This window comes from Xanthomonas euvesicatoria, assembly GCF_013112235.1.
Lineage (GTDB): Bacteria > Pseudomonadota > Gammaproteobacteria > Xanthomonadales > Xanthomonadaceae > Xanthomonas > Xanthomonas euvesicatoria.
In genome coordinates this window covers 4,235,426-4,250,382 of the sequence record NZ_JABFFS010000001.1, presented here as the reverse complement: position 1 = coordinate 4,250,382, position 14,957 = coordinate 4,235,426, and the positions used below count along the sequence as shown (strand labels likewise).

At 66.4% G+C, this 14,957-nt stretch carries 13 protein-coding genes; 9 read left to right on the top strand and 4 right to left on the bottom strand.

Annotated elements, in window-relative coordinates:
* Positions 1–353 precede the first annotated feature (353 nt).
* Positions 354–800 (top strand): Hpa3 family type III secretion system protein, encoded by a 447-nt coding sequence (hap3, locus tag HLH45_RS18260; RefSeq protein ID WP_014090580.1) that lies wholly within the window; start codon positions 354–356, stop codon positions 798–800.
* Positions 797–2,800: a type III secretion system effector XopF1 gene (xopF1, locus tag HLH45_RS21875; RefSeq protein WP_008573177.1), complete on the top strand. Its 2,004-nt coding sequence runs from the start codon at positions 797–799 to the stop codon at positions 2,798–2,800. The genes hap3 and xopF1 overlap by 4 nt, the downstream gene beginning before the upstream one ends.
* Before the next feature lie 403 nt (positions 2,801–3,203).
* On the opposite strand, the gene HLH45_RS18245 is transcribed toward xopF1, so the two are convergent.
* On the bottom strand, positions 3,204–3,653 hold the full coding sequence (locus tag HLH45_RS18245) for a DUF4442 domain-containing protein (protein WP_008573175.1): 450 nt from the start codon (positions 3,651–3,653) through the stop codon (positions 3,204–3,206).
* Positions 3,654–3,920: 267 nt separating this feature from the next.
* Positions 3,921–4,778, bottom strand: coding sequence for a thioredoxin (trxA, locus tag HLH45_RS18240; protein ID WP_029819793.1), 858 nt, complete (start codon positions 4,776–4,778; stop codon positions 3,921–3,923).
* A gap of 206 nt (positions 4,779–4,984) precedes the next feature.
* Here trxA and HLH45_RS18235 point away from each other — a divergent pair, with 206 nt between their 5' ends.
* The 6 genes from HLH45_RS18235 to rsfS all read left to right on the top strand — a co-directional run bounded on the left by HLH45_RS18235 (position 4,985) and on the right by rsfS (position 11,898).
* A complete protein-coding gene (locus HLH45_RS18235) occupies positions 4,985–5,602 on the top strand; it encodes a DUF998 domain-containing protein (RefSeq protein WP_008573173.1) in 618 nt (205 codons plus the stop codon).
* 67 nt (positions 5,603–5,669) lie between these two features.
* The gene (gene leuS / locus HLH45_RS18230; protein WP_033478705.1) at positions 5,670–8,312 is read left to right on the top strand and encodes a leucine--tRNA ligase; all 2,643 of its coding nucleotides are present in this window, start codon (positions 5,670–5,672) and stop codon (positions 8,310–8,312) included.
* A gap of 554 nt (positions 8,313–8,866) precedes the next feature.
* A complete protein-coding gene (locus HLH45_RS18225) occupies positions 8,867–9,511 on the top strand; it encodes an LPS-assembly lipoprotein LptE (RefSeq protein ID WP_008573172.1) in 645 nt (214 codons plus the stop codon).
* Positions 9,512–9,533: 22 nt separating this feature from the next.
* Positions 9,534–10,562 (top strand): DNA polymerase III subunit delta, encoded by a 1,029-nt coding sequence (holA, locus tag HLH45_RS18220; protein ID WP_014090574.1) that lies wholly within the window; start codon positions 9,534–9,536, stop codon positions 10,560–10,562.
* The gene (gene nadD, locus HLH45_RS18215; RefSeq protein WP_008573169.1) at positions 10,559–11,428 is read left to right on the top strand and encodes a nicotinate-nucleotide adenylyltransferase; all 870 of its coding nucleotides are present in this window, start codon (positions 10,559–10,561) and stop codon (positions 11,426–11,428) included. The genes holA and nadD overlap by 4 nt, the downstream gene beginning before the upstream one ends.
* 56 nt (positions 11,429–11,484) lie before the next feature.
* Complete coding sequence (gene rsfS / locus HLH45_RS18210) at positions 11,485–11,898, top strand: ribosome silencing factor (protein ID WP_005912943.1); 414 nt, start codon at positions 11,485–11,487, stop codon at positions 11,896–11,898.
* Between the two features lie 157 nt (positions 11,899–12,055).
* Here rsfS and HLH45_RS18205 read toward each other — a convergent pair whose 3' ends face one another.
* A complete protein-coding gene (locus HLH45_RS18205; protein ID WP_008573168.1) occupies positions 12,056–13,591 on the bottom strand; it encodes an alkaline phosphatase PhoX in 1,536 nt (511 codons plus the stop codon).
* Between the two features lie 121 nt (positions 13,592–13,712).
* Here HLH45_RS18205 and rlmH point away from each other — a divergent pair, with 121 nt between their 5' ends.
* Positions 13,713–14,183: a 23S rRNA (pseudouridine(1915)-N(3))-methyltransferase RlmH gene (gene rlmH / locus HLH45_RS18200; RefSeq protein ID WP_003486825.1), complete on the top strand. Its 471-nt coding sequence runs from the start codon at positions 13,713–13,715 to the stop codon at positions 14,181–14,183.
* A 78-nt stretch (positions 14,184–14,261) separates the two neighbouring features.
* On the opposite strand, the gene HLH45_RS18195 is transcribed toward rlmH, so the two are convergent.
* Positions 14,262–14,936, bottom strand: a complete 675-nt coding sequence (locus tag HLH45_RS18195) for an energy transducer TonB (RefSeq protein ID WP_033478703.1) — start codon at positions 14,934–14,936, stop codon at positions 14,262–14,264.
* Positions 14,937–14,957: the final 21 nt, after the last annotated feature.

The window sequence follows — 14,957 nt, the reverse complement described above, 5'->3', positions numbered from 1 at the left end:
GTCTCTGTCTCGTCAGCAACCTTCCAAAAATGCGCGTCCAGGGCGAGCAGGTCGTCGTGGGTGCATGCCAATGGTGCTGCGCGTCAGGACTGCCGCGCCGGACGGCGCGCCAGGCGATGGTCATTGGTGACGGGCATGGCCTGAGGTGCCGAAAAATCTGTGGCCACCACAGCCTTGATCGCTGACTTGAGCAAACAGGCAAGCGTGCGGATCGAACTATTTGCGTGAGGCTTCGCGCTTCGTGCGTTGCGCCGGTGATTCGCGCTTTTTTTGCGGTGACCGGGCGCTGACAGTGACACTGCCCAGGCAGAGCCAAGCGATGAAGCTCGCACTTTCATTGTGAGATACCTCAAATGACATCCGATCAGATCAATGTTGATTCCATGGTGGCTTCGTTCTTTTCCGGTCTTGGTATTCGCCTGGGCCTGACCGATGCACTGGTGCAGCGCCTGCGTGAAGGCGAGACCGTTCTCGGGCCTGCGGGCATGCTGTGTCGCGTGCATGCGCAGCCCCGGAACGATGGCGTGTCGGGATTTCCGGAAGTCATCCTGCCGTTGGCCGCACGCGAACTCGAGGGCGACGAGGTCGTCACACTGCTTGCGCTGCAAGAGCAACTGCTGACCGAGTACGGGTGGCGGCTGACGATGTCCAACCTGGGCCTGCTGTGCATCTGCCCGTTGCTGCTCGCGCAGACGCCCGAAGACGTGGCAGCCACTCTCGAGCGGGGGCAGGTCGTCGCACGTGTCGTGCTGGATGCGCTGGTGACGCAGGCGGGCAGCGCGAGGGAGGCTGTCGTATGAAGCTCCAACGCCAGAACAGCGCTCCACCGTCCATCCCAAGTGGATCGTCCGCAAATCCCGGTGCCGCGCACGCAAGCGAACCATTCGTGCCAGAGCCGCAGACGCCGCGTTCGACGGTGCTAAAGGGGCTGGCGGAGCCGAGCCCGCGCTTGCGCGCGCGTGCAGGCAAGACCACAACGCTGCCGTCGGGTGAATTATCCCCCGCCAAGACCAGGCAGTGGCGTCCGGAAGCGGGTGAATCCTCCCGCGCTGCGTCTGAGCGCGCAGAGCGCCAGCATCGCGCTGGGCGGCATCCAGGCAACCAGCAGGCGGCTTCTTCTTCGGCGACGCAGGGGGCTTACGCGCAGCGTTGTGTCGCCGCTTGCGAACGCCTGAAGACGCAACTGCGTGCAGGTCTGAAGGATCGCCCGTTTGCGGAGCCGTCGGACGAGCAGCTCGCATTGCAGGCGGAATACGTGCAGTGGGCCGATGCCCGCTTGCAGGAGCGTATTGAGGCGTTCGGTCCGGACGCTGCCTACGAAGTTGCCGGGGATATGAAGGCGGTCGGCAGGAAAGCGTCGCTGCCCATTGCGTATGAAAGTCTCAGATCGTTTTTCGTTGGCGCGTTGCGGACGCCGCTCGGCATTTCTGCAGCCACTGCCTACCAGAGCAGCCGCCCGCCCGCTTCCGAACCCTTGAGTACAGCGACCCTGGCTGGGGTGATCTCGGGAATGGGGTCGCATGCCTGCGACACGCTGTTGATTCCATCGATGGACAGGCGCGCGCGCGTTGCCAATCTGCCGCGTTTCCAGGCGATCGATCCCAAAATCCTGGTGCCGGACCCGCCGCCGGTCCTATTGGAAGTCACCCCTGAGGGAAACAAGCGCTTCGTGCGTCCCGGAGAAAACGGTACGCCGACCCGTGCCGAGCTCACGGCACAGGCCTATGACCGTCGGGCAGGAATCGCTCAGCGTCAGTCCATGCTGGACGATACGGCGCTGGACACCATGCTGCTCAGGCCGACCATCAGCGGCGGCTTTAACGCCGCGCGGCGCACCTCAGGGGACCCCTCCACCCGTACGGCGGTTGCCGAAGTTGGCCTGGCCGGGCTGGCGGTGGGTGGTGCAGGCGCTTTGCACAAGGCGTTGCTGGACACCGGCAAGGCAATGGGGCGCACTGGCCAGATGACGGTTCCCGATTTGCTCGGTGGGCATCAGCGCTTGAATCTGTTCGCTCTTGCATTGCCGGACAAGACACGACCTCCTGCCACGTGGTCCGATGCGGTGCATTTTCCCAGCTATCTATTGCAGACAGGTCAGGAAGCGATGGCTTTAGCGAGACAGGCGTTCAGCACGGCGAACGCGGCAACGACGGCGCTGCGCGATGTGCTGGGACGCCATATGGTCGGCAATGTGCTGGCCAACATGGCTTCGTTGGGTGCCACCAGATTGATCGCTTCCCCGCTGAGAGGAGGGTATGGCGGCGGCAGCTTGCCTGGAGAGGCCGACAATTCTCCAGCATGGGTGTTGCAGCAAGGAGCGCAGATGTTCTTCAACGATGTGGTGTGGAATGCGCTGAAAGCCAAGAACGGCACAAATACCACCCAGGCCACGCGATTGGATCACGAGCGCGCCATTGCAGCGGCCGAGCAGGATAGAACGATTTCACGCACCTTGCAGACGCTCGCCCAGCCCCTGGACACAGCGCTTGGCTTGCTTCCCCCGCCAGCCCAGGGCGAAGTGGCGCGTGCCATGGAAGAAGGCACGGGCGTGCCCGTGCCGCTCAGCGCTGACGTCGACCGATTGCGCAATGCGTTGCAGCAGCTAAGGAACCAGGTGGCTGCGCAAGCGGTCTCGATCGCGACCATCGACGATGCGCTTGGTCGGCTGGCCGATCTCCCCGTCGCGGGTGAAGGCGAAGGCCGCGCGGTGATCGCAGAGTTGTCTGCGCAATTGCACGCGCTTGGCGCGGCCTTGCGTCAGAAGCAGGCGCTGCAGCAGTGGCAACAGGGTAGGCCTTGAGCGCCGCCCAGACGCCGGCGCCTGGCCATAACCAAACGCACGCGCTACGAGTTGCAGCCAGGGCTGCGGCCGTGGCGCTTGCGTCAGCCCGGCGTTACCTGCATGCCAGAACGCAGGCTTGTCAGTGAGCAACGGGTTCCAAGTCAATGCGCCCATGGCCTGATACAAAACAGATGCGCGTTGCGCGACAACTGCAGCAACGGGCGGCACGCTTGCGGTTGCGGTGGCGACACTCGCGTTGCGCCTACGGCAAAGCGCCTGCGCGTTTGCTGCTGCGGCATTAGCGCCTGGTCAGGAGGGCGTGCAGCTGTTTCGCTCTGCCATCATCCGTTGCGTGGGCGGCGAGTCGAGCGAAACATGCATCGCCGTATCGGCTGGCGTGGCAGCGTCACTGCCGTCATCCTCAGCGTGCGGGTTTGCGTTTGACGTAGAGCTGCTTGCGGACATGTGCGACCACTTCGCCGTCGCGGTTGTAGACCGTGTTCTCGAACCAGCGCAGATGTTTCTCGCCGTTTGCAGTGGCCTGGCGCAATTGCGCCAGCACGCTGTCGTCGATGACGAAATCCGCCGTTACCGTGCCGCGCCCGGGCTTGACGAATTCGATGCTGCCGGCCTTGTCCCAGACGTAATATTCGCGGCCCAGGTTGTGCATGGTCAGCAGCATCCAGAACGGGTCGGTCATCGCAAACAGGCTGCCGCCGAAATGGGTGCCGACATAGTTGCGATTCCATGGGCGCTGGCGCAGCTCCACCCGCGCAAAACGGTAGTCGGCCGAGAGCACGGTGACGTGGATGCCGGCAAACAAAAATGGCGGCCACAGATTGACGCCTAACTTGAACAGCGATGCGCGCATGCGGGCCTGTTTCCTTGGCAAGGGAAAGTGCGCAGCATAACATTCGCATGCGTATGGAGTAGGCCGGCTGCGCGTGGTCGGCGCGGCGTCCGTCCGTTGCTGCCGACCGCGAGCTGGTGTCGTCATGGTCGTTGGCCCGGGTCAAAAAGCCATGCAGGCCCCCGAACGCAACACGCCGGGCACAGGCCCGGCGCGCATCCTGCGGTGAGCAGGGCGATCGGGTGACCGCCTCAACTCAGCACAGGTGTCGCACGTCAACGCTGGGGCTTAAAACACCAGCGCCGACATCTTGCGACGATAGCGGCCGACCAGATCTTCGTCCTCGATCACGCGGAAGGCATCGATCAGGCTACGGCGCGGCAGGTTGTCGTCGAAGCTGCGGTCCTGCCGCAGCATTTCCAGGAACTGCTCCAGCGCCGCTTCGTCGTTGCCGTCGAGCAGATGGCGCACGCCGAGCAGGTGCCGTGCGCGCAGGTCGGCGCTGTTGGCATCCACGGCGGCCTGCAGGGTGCCGGCGTCCGGGGCGTCCTTGAGAACGTTGGCAAAGCTCAGCCGCGCCTTGGCGCGCACCGCGCGGTCGTCGGTGGCCAGGTTGGCGGGCAGGGCATCGATCAACTGCTCGGCCTCGGCGGTGTCGCCGGTCTTGAGCAGCGCCAGCGCCAGGTCCAGCTTGAGTTCGTCCTTGTCCGGTTCGGCGGCGACCGCTTCACGCAGCGCCGCGGCCTGCGCCTGCGGGTCGAGCGGCGCCAGCGGCACGTCTTCTGCCACCTGCGGCTCGGCCGGCAGCACGCCGTGCTGGGTCAGGAATTCGCGCACCTGGCCTTCCGGCATCGCGCCGGGGAAGCCGTCGACGATCTCCCCACCCTTGACCAGGAAGACCGTCGGCACCGAGCGGATCTGGAACGCCGCAGCGATCTGCTGTTCCTTGTCCACGTCGACCTTGCCCAGCTCGAACGCACCGTTGTACTCGCCGGCCAGCTTTTCCAGGATCGGCGTCAGCGACTTGCAGGGGCCGCACCAGGTGGCCCAGAAGTCCACCAGGACCGGTGTCGTCAACGATTTCTGCAGGACCTCGGTCTCGAAGGTGTCGGTGGTGGCATCGAATACATGCGGCTTGTCGGACATGGGCTTCCAGAAGTTAAGTGCGGCAACAATGGGAGGTAATGGTGGCAAACGCGGCTGACACAAGCCCAGCCGCAATGAGGCGCTCACGTGCCCGGTTCGGGCGCCTTCCGCATGGCCGTGGCAGCGTCAGGGGTTCACGCCGCGCCCGACCGGCACGACAATGCCGCGTTCTGGCGGCGCGTCGCGCCCCGTGTTGGAGCAAGCCAATGGCAACCACCGAGCGCGCGCAGCGCTACATGGGCCTGATCGCGGCAACGGTTTTCGTACTGGCGCTGGCCGGTTTCGGCGTCACGCTGCCGGGCTATCTGCAGGCCAGCCATCCGGTGGCGCTGTTGGGCGCGCAGGGCGTGCCGCATGCGCTGGGCTTCAATCTGGTCGCCTTCGTGCTGGTGGGCGCGCTGGGCATGGCCACCGGGGTCAGCCTGCTGGCGCGCATGCCGCCCAAGGCCAGCTGGAGTCTGCGCGTGGGCGGACAGTTGATCGTGCTGGCCGGCCTGGCCTTCCTGGGCATGGGCATGCTGCCGCTGGATCCCACCGATCTGGATGGCCGTGCCAGCCAGGCCCATGCCACCGCCTGGTTGTTGTGGGCCGTGGCGTTCGTGCCCGGCATGTTGTTGATTGCCGCCGCGCTGCTCAACGATGCCACGACCCGCAGGCTGGCCTGGTTGAGCCTGGCGGCCGGATTGCTGGTGGCAGTGCTGGCGTTCGGCCCGCCGGGCCTGGTGCGCCAGGCCATTGCGCAACGGCTGGCGTTCCTGGCCTGGGTCGGCTGGCTGGCGGTGGCGGGCTGGATCTGGCCGCCGAAGCCGGCCGCGCTGCGGTAACGGTTTGGTCCACCTGCTGCACTGCGGTACCCTGTACCGCTTTGCACCGCCCGAGCATCCGCTCCCAATGTCCACCGTCGAACCGAACGTCTACGACCCGCAGCAGGTCGAAACCTCCGCCCAGCAGTTCTGGGATGCCACCCGCGCCTTCCAGGTCGACGAGAACTCGGAGAAACCCAAGTTCTATTGCCTGTCGATGCTGCCGTACCCGTCCGGGGCGCTGCACATGGGCCATGTGCGCAACTACACCATCTCCGACGTGGTCAGCCGCTACAAGCGCATGACCGGCCATAACGTGCTGCAGCCGATGGGCTGGGATGCGTTCGGGTTGCCGGCCGAAAATGCCGCCATCAAGAATAAGACCGCGCCGGCCAAGTGGACCTACGCCAACATCGAGCACATGCGCGCGCAGCTGAAATCGCTGGGCTACGCCATCGACTGGTCGCGCGAGTTCGCCACCTGCACGCCGGACTATTACGTGCACGAGCAGCGCATGTTCACCCGCTTGATGCGCAAGGGCCTGGCCTACCGCCGCAACGCGGTGGTGAACTGGGACCCGATCGACCAGACCGTGCTGGCCAACGAGCAGGTCATCGACGGCCGCGGCTGGCGCTCCGGCGCGCTGGTGGAAAAGCGCGAGATCCCGCAGTGGTTCCTGCGCATCACCGATTACGCCCAGGAACTGCTGGACGGCCTGGATCAACTGGATGGTTGGCCGGATTCGGTCAAGACCATGCAGCGCAACTGGATCGGCCGCTCGGAAGGGCTGGAAATCCAGTTCGACGTGCGCGACATCGACGGCGCACCGCTGGACCCGCTGCGCGTGTTCACCACCCGCCCGGACACGCTGATGGGCGTGACCTTCGTGTCGATCGCCGCCGAGCATCCGCTGGCGTTGCATGCCGCCAAGTCCAACCCGGAACTGGCCGCGCTGCTGGAAACGCTCAAGCATGGCGGCGTCTCCGAAGCCGAGCTGGAAACCCAGGAAAAACGCGGCATGGCCACTGGCCTGACCGCGGTCCACCCGATCAGCGGCGAGCAGGTGCCGGTGTGGGTGGCCAACTTCGTGCTGATGGGCTACGGCACCGGCGCGGTGATGGCCGTTCCGGGCCACGACCAGCGCGATTTCGAGTTCGCCAACAAGTACGGCCTGCCGATCGTGCAGGTGGTCAAGCTGCGCGAGCCGCGCAACGAAGAAGAGCAGACCTGGGACGCCACCCACTGGCGCGATTGGTACACCGACAAGAGCCGCGAGCTGGAGCTGATCAATTCGGCCGAGTTCGATGGACTGGATTTCGGCGGTGCCTTCGAAGCACTGGCCGAGCGCTTCGAGCGCAAGGGCCAGGGCCAGCGTCGGGTCAATTACCGCCTGCGTGACTGGGGCGTGAGCCGTCAGCGTTATTGGGGCTGCCCGATTCCGGTGATCTATTGCGCCAAGTGCGGCGCGGTGCCGGTGCCGGAAGATCAACTGCCGGTGGTGCTGCCGGAGAACGTGGAATTTTCCGGCACCGGTTCGCCGATCAAGACCGACCCGAGCTGGCGCCAGACCACCTGCCCGGACTGCGGCGGCCCGGCCGAGCGCGAGACCGACACCTTCGACACCTTCATGGAATCGAGCTGGTACGTGGCGCGCTATACCAGCCCCAACGCACGCGACATGGTCGACCGCCGCGCCAATTACTGGATGCCGGCCGACCTGTACGTGGGCGGCATCGAGCACGCGATCCTGCACCTGATGTACTTCCGCTTCTATCACAAGCTCATGCGCGACGCGCGGCTGGTGGACAGCGATGAGCCGGTGACCAACCTGCTCACCCAGGGCATGGTCATCGCCGAGACCTTCTATCGCGATGCCGACAACGGCGGCAAGGACTGGATCAACCCGGCCGACGTGGAAATCCAGCGCGACGAGCGTGGCCGCGTCACCGGTGCGGTGCTGATCGCCGACGGCCAGCCGGTGCACATCGGCGGCACCGAGAAGATGTCCAAGTCCAAGAACAACGGCGTGGACCCGCAGTCGATGGTGGCCAAGTACGGCGCCGACACCGTGCGGCTGTTCTCGATGTTCGCCGCGCCGCCCGAGCAATCGCTGGAGTGGAACGAGGCCGGCGTCGACGGCATGGCGCGCTTCATGCGCCGGTTGTGGGTGCAGGTGCACAAGCATGTGGGCGAGGGTGCTGCCGTCGCGCTGGATGTCGCCGCACTGAGCGCCGAACAGAAGGCCGTGCGCCGCAAGACCCACGAAACCATCGGCAAGGTCAGCGACGACTACGGTCGCCGCCACAGCTTCAACACCGCGATTGCGGCAGTGATGGAATTGTCCAACGCGTTGGCCAAGTTCGACGACGCCAGCGAACAGGGCCGCGCGGTGCGCCAGGAAGCGCTGGAGGCGATGGTGCTGCTGCTCAATCCGATCACCCCGCACGCCAGCCACGCGTTGTGGCAGGTCCTGGGCCGGGGCGAGACACTGCTGGAAAACGTGGCGTTCCCGCAGGCCGATGCCAGCGCGCTGGTGCGCGATGCGTTGACACTGGCAGTGCAGATCAACGGCAAGTTGCGCGGCACGATCGACGTCGCTGCCGATGCGACCCGCGAACAGATCGAAGCGCTGGCGCAGGCCGAGCCGAACGCCGCCAAGTTCCTCGAAGGCCTGAGCGTGCGCAAGATCATCATCGTGCCGGGCAAGATCGTGAACATCGTCGCCGGCTAAGCCGTGCTGGTCCGGCGGGTTGCCCTCGCCGGTCCGGGCAGTGCGCCGGATCGGCGTGGCAACGCGCTTGCACGGTGGCGGGGGCGTCCAGCGCGGTCAGGCGCGTGGATAACGTTGCAGCTGCCGCACACTGCACCGGCGTGCGATGTGCGGATGTGCTGCTGCGACGGATCTAGCGATGCATGGCATGGGGGCGCGGTAACACGAAAAGGCGAGGCCGATCGGCGAGAAGCGCCAGGTGTCTTGGGCGACCATTCCATCGGTGCGTGACGACGTGCTGCTGGGTTTTCAGGCAAATCACCGCGGCGGCGCGTGGCGTGGCTTACGTGGGCACTGCTTTCGTTTTCGACACCGCATTTCACTGGCGCGCACGACGCGTGGGTAGAGTTTTGGCAGTGGTTGCCGACGATGCGTTTCACTGGCGCGTGGCGACGCGTTTTTTCATTCCTGGGGCGCCGCAGTGTTTCGCGGCGCCCTCTCAAGCCCCGTTCACGCGGTCTCGGGCAGGCTAGCCGCCTGTTGCCGCCGCCGGGGCGCTCATCCAGACTGTGCCCATGATTCGATTTCCTACTGCCTTCGCTGCGTCCCTCGTGCTCGTCTCGAGCCTCACCGCCTGCGGCTTCCATTTGCGCAATTCGCTGGCGTTGCCGCCCGACACACCAGCGGTGAAGGTGCAGTCCGCCGTGCAGTACAGCGAGCTGGCCAAGCTGTTGCGGCGGGGTCTCAAGGCCTCCGGCGCCACGCTGGCCGACGAGGATGCCAAGACCGGCTTTGCGCAGTTGCAGGTGTTGTCCGAGCGTTGGGGCGATCTGCCGATCGCCATCGACAGCCAGGGCCGTGCACAGGAATACAGCCTGCGCTACGCGGCCATTTTCACCGTCACCACCGCCAATGGCTCGGTGCTGGTGCCGCAGCAGGTGATCGAGCTCTCGCGCGACTACGTGTCGCCACCGGTGGATGCCACCGGTACGGCAACCGAGCGCGAAATCCTTGCCGACGAACTGCGCAAGGACATGTCGGCCTCGATCCTGCGTCGTATCGACAGCGTGGTGCGGGCACGCCTGCAGCGCGGCGAAGGTCTGGAGAGCACGCCGACCGCGCCATTGCCGCCGGCCCCGACGGCGCCAGCGCAGCCGACCACGACACCCGAATCCAGCGTGCCGGCCTCGTTGCCGCCCGCGCCCACGTCGGGCAACTGAGCCGCGCCCCGCGTTTTCGGTGATGGAACTTCGCCCAGAGCAGCTGGCCGGCCAGTCCAGCCAGCCCTTGCAGCCGGTGTATCTGATCGCCGGCCCCGAGACTTTGCGTGTGCTTGAGGCCGCCGATGCGGTGCGCGCACGCGCGCGCGCCGAAGGCATCGGCGAACGCGAAGTTTTCGATGCCGATGGCCGCGAGTTCGACTGGAACCAGCTTGACGCCAGCTTCAATGCGCCCAGCCTGTTCAGTCCGCGCCGCCTGGTCGAAGTGCGCCTGCCCAGCGGCAAGCCCGGCAAGGACGGGGCCGAGGTCATCACCCGCTTCTGCGCCAACCCGCCGCCGGACGTGGTGCTGCTGATCACCGCCAACGACTGGAGCAAGGCGCATCACGGCAAGTGGGCGGAGGCGGTCGGTCGCATCGGCACCATCGCGGTGGCCTGGGCGATCAAACCGCACGAACTGTCCGACTGGATCGAGCGCCGCCTGCGCGCGCACGGCCTGCGCGCCGATGCCGCTGCCGTGCAGCGCCTAAGCGAGCGGGTGGAAGGCAACCTGCTCGCCGCCGCGCAGGAAATCGACAAGCTCGCCCTGTTGGCCGACGGCAAGACGCTGGATCTGGAGGCGATGGAATCGCTGGTGGCCGATGCCGCACGCTACGACGTGTTCCGGCTGGCCGAAACCACGTTGTCCGGGCAGCCGGCCGCGGTGATCCGCATGCTTGCCGGCCTGCGCGGCGAAGGCGAGGCGGTCGCCGCGCTGATGCCGATCCTGATCAAGGAACTGCTGCGCACCGCGTCACTGGCGAAGGTGCAGGCCAACGGCGGCAACCTGGCTGCCGAAATGAAGGCGCAAGGGCTGTGGGAATCGCGCCAGGCGCCCTTCAAGCGCGCGCTGCAGCGTCACCCCGAACCGCACCGCTGGGAACGCTTCGTCGCCGAAGCCGGGCTGGTCGATCGCATGGCCAAGGGCCGCGCCGACGGCGATGCCTGGGTTGGTCTGGAACGCCTGCTGGTGGCCGTGGCCGAAGCCCGCGCGGTGAGATTGTTGGCGTGAAGGCCAGGGACGCCGGGACCCGGGACCCGGGACCGGGGAGCCGGGAAGGGCAGGGTGACCGGCAGCGGGCCCATTCCGACCAGCTTGCGCAGGCCAGCCCTGCAAGCAGCTCCTCCGGATCGCAGGAACAGCAACACTCCCATCCCGACCACGTTGCAGACCCCGGCTCTTCCGATTCCCGAATCCCGAACCCCGATTCCCAGCTCCATCTTTACTACGGCGGTACCTTCGACCCGATCCACCTGGGCCATCTGGCCATCGCCTGCGCGGCGCGCGACGAACTGGGCGCGTGCGTGCAACTGGTGCCGGCGGCCGACCCGCCGCATCGCCCTGCACCCGGTGCCACCGCTGCGCAGCGTGCGCAGATGCTGCAACTGGCGCTGGCCAACTCTCCAGGCCTGCAACTGGATACCCGCGAACTGCAGCGCGCCGCGCAGTGCGATGCGCCGTCCTATACGGTCGATACCTTGCGCGAGCTGCGTGCCGAACTTGGCCCTGCGGCGCCGATCGCCTGGTTGCTCGGTGCCGATGCCTTCGTGGGGCTGCACCATTGGCATCGGTGGGAGGCGTTGTTCGGGCTGGCGCATTTCGTGGTTGCCGCCCGTCCGGGCACACCCTTGGCGTTGGCCGACGCACCGCAGCTGGCCGCGATGGTGCAGGGCCGCTGGGTCGCACGCGCGGACGAGCTGGTCAGTGCGCCGGCCGGCCGCCTGTATCTGCTGCATCAGCCACTGCGCGGCGAATCGGCCAGTGCGGTGCGGTCACGCATCGCCACCGGCGCGCAATGGCAGCGTCTGGTGCCGCCCCCGGTGGCCGCAATGATCCAGCGTGAAGGCCTGTACCGCAGCGTCCGCCCGGCTACCTGAACACGCGTGCTGCCGGACCGGCCTATAATTCACGCCAATTCCATCGAGTTGCCGCTTTGACCAGCCAAGCCCAAGTCATCAAGACCTCCCTTCCGAACCCGCCGCCGTCCGTGCCGGCCCTGTTGGCTACCGTGCGCGAGGCTGTCGAAGAGCTCAAGGCCAAGGACGTGGTCGAGATCGATGTGCGCGGCAAGTCCAGCGTCTGCGACTACATGGTGGTGGTCTCCGGCACCTCGACCCGCCACGTCAAATCGATCGCCGACGAAGTGGTCAAATTCGCCAAGCGTCTGGACGTGATGCCGCTGGGCGTGGAAGGCGAGCGCGAAGCCGAATGGGTCCTGGTCGACCTGGGCGATGTGGTGGTGCATGTGATGCTGCCGCGCGTGCGCGAGTTCTATGCACTGGAGCGTCTGTGGACCGTGGGCGATCAACGTCCGTCCGACGAAGACGAGTCCGACGAACTGCGCTGAGTCTGCGCAGGTGCGCCGCAGGCGCGCAGAGACAACAACGGCGCCCTTGGGCGCCGTTGTTGTGTGGGGCGTTCGCTGCGCAATCGGTCGGCGTCGTGCATTCCTTGGCCACGCGCTGTTCGGGACATGCATACCGCAGGTGCGCAGCGCCACGCGCTTAGAGCGGTCCGCGTTCCCACGGCCCGGTGATGGCCAGGGTAATGCCCGGCGTCTGGATGTTGACGAACAAGGTGCGCGCCAACGGGTCCCAGCACGCGCCGCAGAACTCGGTGTCGCGGTAGTCGCCTTCGGCGATCGTCTTGCCGGCATCGGCAATCTGCTGCGAGGTCAGCTGCACGTTGTTCTTGGCCAGATAGAACGAGGCGCCGTTGCGCGTCAGCCCGAGTAGACGCGCGCCGGGGCCGTATTGGTCCGGGCTTTCGCCGCCGTCTTCGCACAACACCACGCCGCCGCGCGCACTCACCGTCACGTTATCCGGGTTGTGCGCAGCCAGCTGATTGCCGCTGACGAACAGCGCGCTCAGGCGTTGGGTAAACAGGTCCAGCACCCACACCGCACCGTTGCCGTAACCACGGCGCCCCTGCGCATCCACGCCGGTGCTGGTGTCGACGATGAACATCTTGCCGTAGCTGTACCAGATGCCTTCGCCGCGGCTCATGCGCAGCGCGCCATCGGCCCAGGCCTGCGCGAACGGGCCGCTCAGGGTGTCGTTGGCGCCAATATCGGCAAAGCCGGCCGGCGCAGCGATGCTGTCCAGGTCGGGCTCGGAGATATCCACCCATTCCAGCTGGAATTGCTGGCCGATGCTGGCCACGGTGAGATCGGCATTGCGGCGCCCGCGCACGCGCGCGGCTTGCAATCGCCCGCCGTTTTCCAGCGAGCCATTGCGGCCGCGGCGGTCGTTGGGGATGAAGCGGTACAGGCCGGCCTTGTTGCGGTCGTCTTCGGTGAGATAGACGATGCCGGTGCGCGGATCGATCGCCACCGCTTCATGGCTGAAACGGCCCAGGCCCACCAGCGGGCGGCCGGTGGTGCGGTGGCTGTCCGGGTCCACCTCGAACACATAGCCATGCTTGCGGCCGGTGCTGGAGACCGCATTGGTCTTGATCTCTTCGCAGCTCAGCCAGGTGCCCCACGGCGTGGTGCCACCGGCGCAGTTGACCAGTGTGCCGCCCAGGCTCGGCTCCAGGCTGCCCCAGCCGCGCCGGCCGTAACTGAGCGTGGTGGTTCCGCCGCCGGCCTGCTGGGTGCCGCTGACGATGCCGGTGTCGTACATCGCCGGTGCGCGGAACGGGTTGCCTGCGCCGCGTTCGTGGTTGCGGATCAGCACATATTCCAGACCGCGTAGCGGGTCGCTGCCGGGGCGCCAGTCGGGTCGGCGCAGGCCGACCACGGCCATGCCGTCGTGGCGGTCGGGGCAGGGCTGGCCGTCGTCCATGCGGTCGCCGCTCCAGCCGAACGAGCGATAGCTGAAACCCTGTGGCAGCTGCAGCAGCGGCAAACCGGTGCTCTGGTCGGCGACCGGGGCGAGCGGGCCGTACCGGCTCGGGACCGGTGCAAGCTGCGTGGAAGGCGAAGTGGCGGCCTGGGCCTGGCGCGACTGCAGCGCGCTCAAGCTGCCAAGGGCGCCGGCGGCCATGACGGCAGCACTGCCCTTGAGAACCTGGCGGCGGGCGGGATCGAAAATCGGCATCGAACGACTCCTGCGTGGCTGGGTGGTCGAGCGACACTAATTGCCAGCTGTAACCACACCATGACACGCGGTGACAAATCGCCGCGGGCTGCCCGGGCTGTGACGCGGATATCATGTGGCCATGAAATGCCGACTCATCGCTACCGGCGAGCGCGCACCAAGCTGGGTGGCGCAAGGTTTTGCCGAATATCAAAAACGTCTTTCGCACTGGATGCCGCTGGAGCTGGTCGAGATCGAGCCCGGCCTGCGCGGCAAGGGCCGCGATGCGCAGCGCGCGACCGACGACGAAGGCCGTCGCGTGCTCGCGGCGCTGCCAAAAAATGCCTACGTGGTGGCGCTTGATGTCCCCGGGCGCCCGCTCAGTTCCGAACAGCTCGCCCAGCGCATGGAGCATTGGCGCGGACAGGGCCGCGACCTGGCGTTTCTCATCGGCGGGCCGGAAGGCCACGCGGCGGAGGTGCTCAAGAGCGCCAGCGAAAGCTGGTCGATCGGCCCGCTCACCCTGCCGCACATGCTGGTGCGCCTGATCGTCGCCGAGCAGCTGTATCGTGCCGCGGCGATGCTGGCCAACCATCCGTATCACCGCGCATAAGAGCGGCTAACGGAACTGGTGTGCAGAGCCATATCGATGCGGCGGCTGCGGTTGCAGGCCGCCGCATCCAGTCGCCACTTAGTTCAGCGAGAAGCTCACCGGCACCAGACCATAGGCCTGCACGGCCTGGCCGTTCTGCATCGCCGGCTGGAAGCGCCAGCTGCGCAGCACCTGGCTACGCGCGGCCAGGTCGAGCACGCGATGACCACTGCTGGTCTGCACGCTCACCTCGGCCGGACGCCCATCGGTGCCAACCAGTACGCGCAGTACCACCGTGCCTTGCTGCCCTGCACGCAGTGCAGCCGCCGGATAGCTCGGCGCGGGCGAACTCAGATACTGCAATTGCCCTGCTTCGACTGGGCCGCTGGGTGCGGTGGTTGTCGGAGCGCTGTCTGCAACAGCGTCGGAGACGGTTGCGGCAACGGCAGCCGGTGCGCTGTCGACAACGGAGGGTTCACTGACCACCGGGGTCTGTACCGGCACCGGCAGCGTCTTGGTCGGTGAATGCGTTTTCGGCGTGAACTTTACTTCGACTGGAAATACCAGCGGCGGTGGCGGCGTCGGGATGCTGACCGGCATGAGCCAACGCTCTTTTGGCGCGGTCTGCTGCGGAATGGCCCGGTGCGAGAGCGGAATCAGCAACAACCCGCCGGCCAGCAGGTGCAATGCCACGGCCGTGCTCATCGCCAGAACGCGCGAGGGGTCGATGCCAAGGGGACGGGAAGAAACCTGCGATTGCGTGCGAACCATCATCCACCTCCAGAACGGAACTGC